The organism is Streptomyces sp. NPDC043952 (genome assembly GCF_056435325.1).
In genome coordinates, this window is sequence record NZ_JBWKES010000037.1 from 1 (window position 1) to 8,726 (window position 8,726).

Here is an 8,726-nt window from a genome sequence, read left to right on the forward strand (position 1 = left end):
GCGACGTTGCGGTGGGTGACGGCGACGCCCTTGGGGACGCCGGTGGAGCCGGAGGTGAACATGGCGTACACCGGCTGGTCGGGATGGACCCGCACCGCCGGGGCGCCCGCGTCCGCGCCGGTGCCGTCCAGGCCGGCCGTGCGCAGGAGCCGGGCGCCGGACGGGAGCCGCAGGCCCGCGAGGTCGGTGTCGGTGAGGAAGAAGCCGATACCCGACTGGGCGACGATCAGCTGGACGCGGTCCACGGGATAGCGGGTGTCGAGCGGCACGTACGCGGCGCCCGTCTTCACCACCGCGAGCGTGGCGACGACCGCCGCCACCGACCGCTCCTGGAACAGCGCGACCCGGCCGCCCGTGCCCACCCCCTCCGCGATCAGCCGGTGCGCGAGCCGGTTCGCTTGCTCGTCCAGCTCCCGGTACGTCAGCTTCTCGTCCCCGTGCACGACGGCCACCGCGTCCGGGGTGCGGGCGGCCTGCGCGGCGAACAGCTCGCCGAGGGCGGCGTCCGCGCTCCCGGTGGCCGCGCCCGCCCGCTGCCCCAGCAGCAGCTCCCGCTCGCCACGGGAGAGCAACTCCAGCTCGGCGACCGGGAGATCGGGGCTCTCGGCGGCGGCCTGGAGCAGGCGTACGAGCCGGTCCGCGACCGCCTCCACGGTGCTCGCGTCGTACAGGTCCGTCGCGTACTCGACCGTGATGTCCAGGCCGCCCGGCGCCCCGTCGGCGCCCCGGTGCTCCGCGAAGGAGAAGGTCAGGTCGAACTTGGCGGCCTGGAGCCAGCCGAACTCGGCGCGGGTGTCGAGGCCGTCCGCGACCAATGTCGGCGTGGCCGCGTCGGTCAGGGTCAGCATCACCTGGAACAGCGGGTGCCGGGCCGCGGACCGCTCGGGGTTGAGGGCCTCGACCAGCCGGTCGAAGGGCAGGTCCTGGTGGGCCCAGGCGGCCAGGTCGGTCTCCCGGACCCGGCCCAGCAGCTCCCGGAAGCTCGGCTCGCCGCTCAGGTCGGTGCGCAGCACCAGGGTGTTGACGAAGAAACCGACCAGGTCGTCCAGCTTCTCGTCGGTGCGGCCCGCGATCGGGGAGCCGAGCGGGATGTCCTGGCCGCCGCCGGAGCGGGCCAGCAGCGTGGACACCGCGGCCTGCGCCACCATGAACACCGAGGCCCCGGACTCGCCGGCCAGCGCCGCCAGCGCGGCGTGCACCCCCGGCGGGCAGTGCACGGTGTGGGTGGCGCCCCGGTAGGAGGCGACGGCGGGCCGCGGCCGGTCCGCCGGGAGGGTGACCTCCTCCGGCAGCTCGGCCAACGCCTCGCGCCAGAAGGAGAGTTGCCCGTCCCCGCACTCCGCCAGCAGCCTCTCCTGCCACAGCGCGTAGTCGGCGTACTGGACGGGCAGCGGCTCCCAGGCGGGGCGCTGCCCGCGCGCACGGGTCGTGTACGCGGTGCTCAGATCCCGCATCAGCGGCTGGTAGGACCAGCCGTCGGACACGATGTGGTGCATCACCACGAGCAGCACGTGCTCCTGCTCACCGAGCCGGAACAGCGCGGCCCGCACCGGGAGTTCACCGGCCAGGTCGAAGGTCCGCGCCGCCTCGGCCGCCAGCAGCGCGGGCGCCGTCGCCGCGTCGGTTTCGATGACCGGCAGCCGGGTGCGGACCGCGTCCGCGGGCAGCACCCGCTGGTACGCCTGCCCCTCCTCGGTGCCGAAGACCGTGCGCAGGCTCTCGTGCCGGCCCACCACATCGGTGAACGCGAACTCCAGTGCTTCCGGGTCGAGTTCGCCCCGGATCCGCACGGTCAGCGGGATGTTGTACGTCGCGGAGGGGCCCTCCAGCTGGTCCAGGAACCACAGTCGCTGCTGGGCCGCCGACAGCGGGAGCAGCCGGGGTCGCTCCGCGGCGGCCGTCAGCTCGGGGCGCCCGGCCCCGCCGCCGTCGGCCGCGATGTACTCGGCGAGCAGCGCCACCGTCGGATGCTTGAAGAACTCCCGCAGGGTGAGCTGGACGTCGAACGTGGCGCGGACCCGGCTGACCAGACGGGTGGCGAGCAGGGAGTGGCCGCCGACGCCGAAGAAGTCGTCGTCGATGCCGATCGAGGGCCGGCCCAGCGCATGCGCGAACAGCCCGCCCAGCACCTCCTCGACGCCGTTGCGCGACGCCCGGCCGTCCGCCTTCACCACCGCGACCGGCGCGGGCAGCGCCCGCCGGTCCAGCTTGCCGTTGGGGGTCAGCGGCAGCACGCCGAGCGGCACGATCGCCGAGGGGACCATGTACTCGACCAGCTCCCGGCCGGCGTACCGCAGCAGCTCGGCGGTGTCGACGGCGCCCCCGGCGGCCGGGACCACGTACGCCACCAGGCGCTTGTCGCCGGGGCGGTCCTCGCGGACGATCACCGCGGCCTGGTTCACCGACGGGTGGCCGGTCAGCACCGTCTCGATCTCGCCCGGCTCGATGCGGTTGCCGCGCAGCTTGATCTGCTGGTCGGCGCGGCCCTGGAAGACGATCTCGCCGTGCTCGTTCCAGGCGGCGAGGTCGCCGGTGCGGTACATGCGGCTGCCGGGCGGGCCGTACGGGTCGGCGGTGAAGCGCTCCGCGGTCAGGTCCGGCCGGCGGCTGTAGCCCTGCGCCAGGTGCGTGCCGGCGACATAGAGTTCCCCGGTGTCGCCGGGGGCGGTGTGCCGCAGGTTCGCGTCCAGGACGTACATCGCGGTGTTGGCCATGGGGACGCCCAGGTGCAGCCGGTCCAGGGTGCGCACCTCGGGGGTGAAGGCCTGGTAGCTGCAGAAGACGGTGGCCTCGGTCGGGCCGTAGACGTGCACGACCGTGGTGTCCGGGCAGTGGTCGAGGACCTTGCGCAGGGCGGTCGCCGACAGCACGTCGCCGCCGGTCCAGATCTCCCGCAGCAGCGCCAGGCTCTCCACGCACTCGCCGGCCATCGCGTCGAAGAGGGCGGTGGTGAAGTAGGCGGCGGTCACCCGGTGCCGGGCGACCGCCTCGCCCAGCTCGCCGATGTCGATCTTCGGGGAGGACAGGACGACGGCGAGACCGCCGCGCAGCAGCGGTACCCACAGCTCGTACGTCGAGGAGTCGAAGGGCAGCGGCGAATAGGCGAGGACCCGCTGGTGGGCAGCGGTGCCGAAACCGGGGTCCAGGGCCAGCTCCACCACATTGCGGTGGGTGTTGACGACGCCCTTGGGAGTGCCGGTGGAGCCGGAGGTGAACATCACGTACAGCGCCTGGTCCGGGTGGACCTCGATCCGGGGCGCGGGCACGGGGTCGTGGGCCAGCAGGCTCGCGTCGCTCACCCGCAGCACGGGCAGCTCCCCCGCGAAGGAGGTCTCCGCCGCATCCTGACGGTCCGTCACCAGTAGTACGGATGACGTGTTGTCGAGGATCCAGCTCTGCCGCTCGTCCCGCTGCCGCGGGTCCAGTGGCACGTACACGCCGCCGGCCTTGAGGATCGCCAGCACGGTGACGACATAGGCCAGGGAGCGGTCGAAGAGGAGGCCGACCGCGGTCGCGGGGCGCACGCCCGCCTCGACCAGCCGGTGCGCGAGGGCGTCGGAGGCCCCGTCGAGCTCCCGGTAGGTCAGCTCGCGGTCGCCGCCGACGAGGGCGACCGCGTCCGGGGTGCGGGCGGCCTGCGCGGCGAACAGCTCGTGCAGGGCACCGGCGGGCAGCTCCGTCGCCGTGTCGTTGTACGCGGTGATGTGCGCGGGCGCGCCGTCGGCGCCCGTGGAGAGAGCCGGTTCGGCTTGCGGCTGGGACATCTCGACACCTTCTCGGGAAGCTCGGTTGACTGGTCTCGCGGCGGGCCGGGAGACCGACGGAGCCACGACGTGAACGGAACGGAACGGGGCGGTGCGGGTGCGGGCGGGCTACGGGATCAGGCGGGCGGCAGCAGGACGTCCTCGGCGTCGAGCGCGTCCACCCGGTACTTGCCGACCGCGCTGATCAGCAGGCGCAGCTCCAGCGCGATGCTCTCGACGAGCCGGACGAGCCCGTCCGCGGCGTCCTCGTCGACCGCGAGCAGCGCGGCCCGGCCGAGCCCGACGGCATGGGCGCCGAGGGCCAGCGCCTTGACGGCCCGTGTGCCCTCCCACATCCGCCCGCTGGCCAGCAGGCAGTTGCCGGTGCGGCCGATCCTCGTCAGGCACTCGCCGAGCGGCAGCCCGACCTGGCCGAGGAATCCGCTCGGCGCCCAGGCCGTGCCCGCCTCGGCGCCGTCGACCGTGACGGAATCCGCGCCGGCCGCCCAGGCGGTGGCCGCCGCGAACGCGACATCGCGGCCGGGGTGCAGCTTCACCCACACCTTCGCGCGCGGGAAGTTGTTGCGCATCAGCCGGATCTGCTGGCGCAGGATCTCCGCGGTGAAGGTGCCGGGGCTGCCGATCCGCAGCACACCGTCCTCCCCGGCGCCGAACACCTCCTCGGTGGCGTACTGCTCGGCGACCCGCTCGGCGGCCGCCCGGCCCAGGACGGTCAGCCCGCCCAGGCCCGGCTTGGCGCCCTGGCCGACCTTCAGCTCGAAGGCGAGCCGGCCGGCGGCCAGCAGCGGTTCGCAGACCGGGTCGCTGTAGACGAGGTTCCACACCTCGGCGTCCGCGTCCTCCGTGGACTGCTGCACGACCACGCCGCCGAACTCCTCGTTGCCGCTGCCGGCGGCGGCCTCGGCGTACGCGGCGATCCGGCCCAGCAGCGGCGAGACCTCGGCCTCGGAGGCGGCACGGTAGCCGTTGACCGGGACCACGTTCTCGCCGATGACCATCGGGATGCCGAGCCGCCCCGCCTGCCGGCCCGCCGCCTCGCCCAGGTCCCGGCTGGCCACCCGGGTGGAGCCGAACGCCGACACGTACAGCGGCAGCCGGGACGCGAACCCGCCGACCGCGGTGTCCAGTTCGACGTCCGTGTAGAGCGGCTCGCGGGCCAGCTCGATCAGCTTCTTCAGCCGCTCGGGCATGAACACCGGCGGCACGATCCGGGCCCGCTCCAGCAGGTCCCGCGCGTCCGGCCCGGCCGGCTGGGCGCCGATCAGGCCGCTGCCGTAATCCGCGAGGGCCGGGAAGGCGGCGGCCGCGCCCTGCCGGGCCCGGCGCCGCACCTGCTCCTCGGGGAAACCGGTGGCGGTGAGTACGGTGCTCATGCCGACACCACACCCGGCAGCTTCGGGTAGGCGCTGGCCTCCCAGACCGCGGTGCGGCCGGTGACGTAGCGGGTGAAGCGCTCCAGTCCGATGCCGAAACCGGAGCTCGCGGGGATGCCGCGCCGGGCCAGGTCCAGGTACCAGCCGTACTTCGCCGGATTCTCGCCCGTCTCCCGCATCCGGGTCACCAGGGCCGCGTAGTCGTGCTCGCGCTCGCTGCCGCTGGCCAGTTCGCCGTAGCCCTCGGGCGCGATCAGGTCGAAGTTGCGCAGCACGCCCGGCTGCCGGGGGTCCTCCCGGTCGTAGAAGCCGCGCGAGCCCTTCGGGTAGTCGACCACGAAGAACGGCCGGCTGCTCTTGGCGGAGATGATCTCCTCGCCCTGCCAGTCGATCTCCGCACCGGGGTCCTGCGGGTGACCCAGGGCGATCAGGTCGGCGGTCGCCTCCTGGTGGGCCGTACGGCCGAAGGCACCCTCGACCACCTCGCGGAACGCGTCCGTGTCCCGGCCCAGCAGCTCCAGGTCGCCCGGCAGCTCCCGGACCACCTCGCCGACGACGTACGCCACCAGCTGTTCGGCGACCTCCATCGCGTCCTCGCGCCGGGCGTCCCGTATCTCCACGTCGATCTGGTGGAACTCGGCGAGGTGGCGGTGCGTCACCGCCGTCTCCAGCGGCTCCAGGCGGACGTTCGGCGCGATGTAGAAGATCTTGTCGAAGGCCAGCAGCGATGCCTGCTTGTAGAGGATCGCGCTGGTCATCAGCTTGTACTTGTGGCCGTAGAAATCGACGTCGACCTGCTTGGAACCGCGGATGCCCGGATCGGTGACGGGCCCTATGACCGGCGGCAGCAGCTCCTGGAAGCCGCGGCCGGTCAGGAACGCGCGGGTCGCGGCCAGCATGCGGGACTGGACCCGCAGGGTGGCGCGGGTGCTCTCCCGCATCAGGTGCGCGTCGGGTGAGGCCGGGAAGGCGGGATTGCTGCTCATGCTGCGACCTCCTGGGTCTGAGGGGTGTCATGGCGGCGCTGCACGAACGACAGCGCGTCGTACAGGCCCGCGGCCGTCAGCCGGCGGCCGCGCCGGGAGGCATGGCCGAGGGGCATCGCGCCGGTGCGCGACCACACGAGCCGGCCGTCGCCGTCGATGGCACTCCGGGTGCGGCCCGCGTTGTCGGGATGCAGGCAGTAGGGGACGTCGAGCAGACCGCGGGCGAACGCCTTCAGCAGCGCCCGGCCGGGGTCCGCGTCCAGTTCGAGTACGGCGTCCACGAGGGCGCGGGCCTCCGCGTAGACGGGGTTGTCGGCGAGGTCGGCGCGCGGCGCGGGCCCCGCGTCGTGCCGGGCGGCCGCGCGGCTCGCGACGCGCAGCGCGTCCACGTTCTCCGCCACCGTCGGGATCCGGTGCGCCTCGGCCGTCGTCTTCACGATCAGCCGGGCGGCACCCGTCTCCACGGCCAGTTCGGCGGAGCGTTCGAGCAGGCGCAGGGCGCCGTCCCGAGTGCGGGGGTACAGGCCCATGTAGGTGTACAGGACGATGTGCCACTCGGTGCCGGGCAGCAGCTCGCCGGCCAGCCGCCGCAGCGCGTGCACCGCCTCCCGGTCCTGGGCGTGGCTGGTCTGCTGGGCGTAGCTCAGCGAGATGCTGCGCAGGCCCGCCCGGTGGAAGAACAGCGCCTCCAGCGCGCTGATCGCCACCAGCAGCCCCGGCGGGCACAGCTGGCCGAGCATGCAGCCGCCGAAGGTCTCCAGGTGCGGCTCGATCCCGGTCGCCCGCAGGCCCGCCAGCGTCTCGCAGCTCTCCTGCCAGTTGCGCACCGAGTCGAGCAGCGGAGTGCGCCCGTACGGCAGGCAGTACGACACCGGGCCGCCCTCGGTGGCATCCAGACCGGTCCGGGCCAGCGCGGCCACGATGCGCTGGGGGCGGGCCGAGCCGTGCCGCACCTGCACCGGGAAGCCCGCGCCGAACGCGTCGTCGAGCACCCAGCCGGAGGTGTGCGGGCTGTAGGAGGTGATCGGGAAGCCGTTGAGCGGGACACCGGCGGCCAGCGCCCGCACCGCGGCGGCCTCGTCGCCCACCCGTGTGTAGCTGTCGATGGTGAGGGTGCCGACGACCGCGTCCGCCGCGCCCTTGGTGGCCAGCAACCCCGCCCGCATCAGCGCCGGGTCGGAGAACCCCATCCGGGGCTGCACCACGAGCGCGCCGCGGGCCTGCGCCTCGGCGACGAAGCGGCCGAAGGCCGGCGGACGCCCGCAGGGGGCGTTCACCGGGTCACCGCCAGGGATGCGACGAAGGACGTGAAGCCGTCGAGACCGGCCTCCTCGGGGAAGACCGCGTCGAAGCCGGCGTGCGTCAGGTCCGCGGCCTGCGCCCGCTCCTCGCCGTCGACGCCGAGCTTGCCGCCGATGACCGCCGGCAGGCCCGCCAGCTCCCAGCGGGAGCGGACGGCCTCGATGAGCGGGCGGGCGTCGTTGAAGCCGTGCCCGTTGACGCTGCTGACGACCAGCAGGTCCGGCTCGAATGTGCAGCAGGATTCCACGATTTCGTCCCTGGGCACACACGGCCCCAGATTGACGACCTTGTGCCCGAGGTCTTCGAGCAACAGCTGGATGAATACGAGATTCCAGGTGTGCGCATCGGACGGCAGTCCGGTTACGACGACGTCCAGCGGCCCGGATCGAGGGCGATCCGCCCATTCGACAGGCTTCATTGTTCGCTTCGTCCACATCATGGGATGACAGGGGAGAAAGGAGATCCGGTGCGCCGGGGCTTCCTTTCGGACATCACCGTAGTTTCGCGCCGGTGCCGTTTCCGGCGCCCGTGGCGGCAACCGACAGGCAGCCGCACAGCAGTTGGCGGCCGGCTGCCGCCGCCGGGTTCCGCGGGGCCCGAGACTGGCCGCACCGCACACCCGAGCGAGGAGTTGAGGAGATGGCGGACACACTGGAGGACATGCTGGACCGGGCGCGCGCGGGCATCGACCGCAGCGAGGCCCTCGGGGAGGCCCAAGCCGCCGTACTGGAAGCGGCGTTGATCCTGGCGCGGGCGAGCAGGCCGCGGCCCGCCGGGACCCCGTCGGACCATGCGGAGCTGCTGCGCGAGGCGCTCGCCTCGGTGCGCGCGGCGACCGTCGCCACCGGGATCGCGGTCACCCGCGCCCGTCGGGGCCCGGTTGCCGCCCAACTGCCCGCCGGGCTGCCCGGCAAGGCGCCGGCGCGGCTCTAGCGTCTTTTCCACAAACCGACTTCGCAGAGGTGGACACCATGGCAACGAATCCGTTCGAGGACGCCGACGGCCGTTATGTCGTGCTGGTCAACGACGAGGGTCAGCACTCCCTGTGGCCGGCCCGTATCGAGCAGCCCGCCGGCTGGGAACTCGTGAAGGAAGAGAGCGGAAAGCAGGAATGCATGGAATTCATCGAGACCAACTGGACCGATATGCGCCCGCGTTCGGTCGTCGCCGCGCTGGCCGGCTGATCACGGGTAAAGGGCCGGGGGGGGGGGGGGGGGGGGGGGGGGGGGGGGGGGGGGTGGGGGGGGGGGTGGGTGGTTAGTGGCGTTGATGGGACCGCCCGAAGAAGACAGAGAGCAGTG

7 protein-coding genes are annotated in these 8,726 nt (G+C 73.3%); 2 read left to right on the plus strand and 5 right to left on the minus strand.

Going from position 1 to position 8,726, the window contains the following annotated elements; translation table 11 throughout:
- The 5 genes from AC069R_RS28735 to AC069R_RS28755 all read right to left on the minus strand — a co-directional run.
- Positions 1-3,764 (minus strand): amino acid adenylation domain-containing protein (locus AC069R_RS28735; protein WP_478769683.1); only part of this gene is annotated, 3,764 nt, incomplete at its 3' end.
- A gap of 116 nt (positions 3,765-3,880) precedes the next feature.
- Entirely contained in the window at positions 3,881-5,137 is a 1,257-nt protein-coding gene (locus tag AC069R_RS28740) for a glutamate synthase-related protein (RefSeq protein WP_478769684.1), read from the minus strand.
- Positions 5,134-6,123, minus strand: a complete 990-nt coding sequence (locus tag AC069R_RS28745) for an asparagine synthetase A (RefSeq protein ID WP_478769685.1) — start codon at positions 6,121-6,123, stop codon at positions 5,134-5,136. The genes AC069R_RS28740 and AC069R_RS28745 overlap by 4 nt, the downstream gene beginning before the upstream one ends.
- Positions 6,120-7,400 carry a methylaspartate mutase gene (locus AC069R_RS28750; RefSeq protein WP_478769686.1) on the minus strand — a complete coding sequence of 427 codons (1,281 nt, stop codon included), beginning with the start codon at positions 7,398-7,400 and terminating at the stop codon, positions 6,120-6,122. Before AC069R_RS28750 ends, AC069R_RS28745 begins: the two co-directional genes overlap by 4 nt.
- Entirely contained in the window at positions 7,397-7,843 is a 447-nt protein-coding gene (locus AC069R_RS28755; RefSeq protein ID WP_478769687.1) for a cobalamin B12-binding domain-containing protein, read from the minus strand. Before AC069R_RS28755 ends, AC069R_RS28750 begins: the two co-directional genes overlap by 4 nt.
- Positions 7,844-8,064: 221 nt before the next feature.
- Between AC069R_RS28755 and AC069R_RS28760 the strand changes: the two genes are divergently transcribed.
- Positions 8,065-8,358, plus strand: coding sequence for a hypothetical protein (locus AC069R_RS28760; protein ID WP_478769688.1), 294 nt, complete (start codon positions 8,065-8,067; stop codon positions 8,356-8,358).
- A gap of 38 nt (positions 8,359-8,396) precedes the next feature.
- On the plus strand, positions 8,397-8,609 hold the full coding sequence (locus AC069R_RS28765; RefSeq protein ID WP_471067978.1) for an MbtH family protein: 213 nt from the start codon (positions 8,397-8,399) through the stop codon (positions 8,607-8,609).
- Positions 8,610-8,726: the final 117 nt, after the last annotated feature.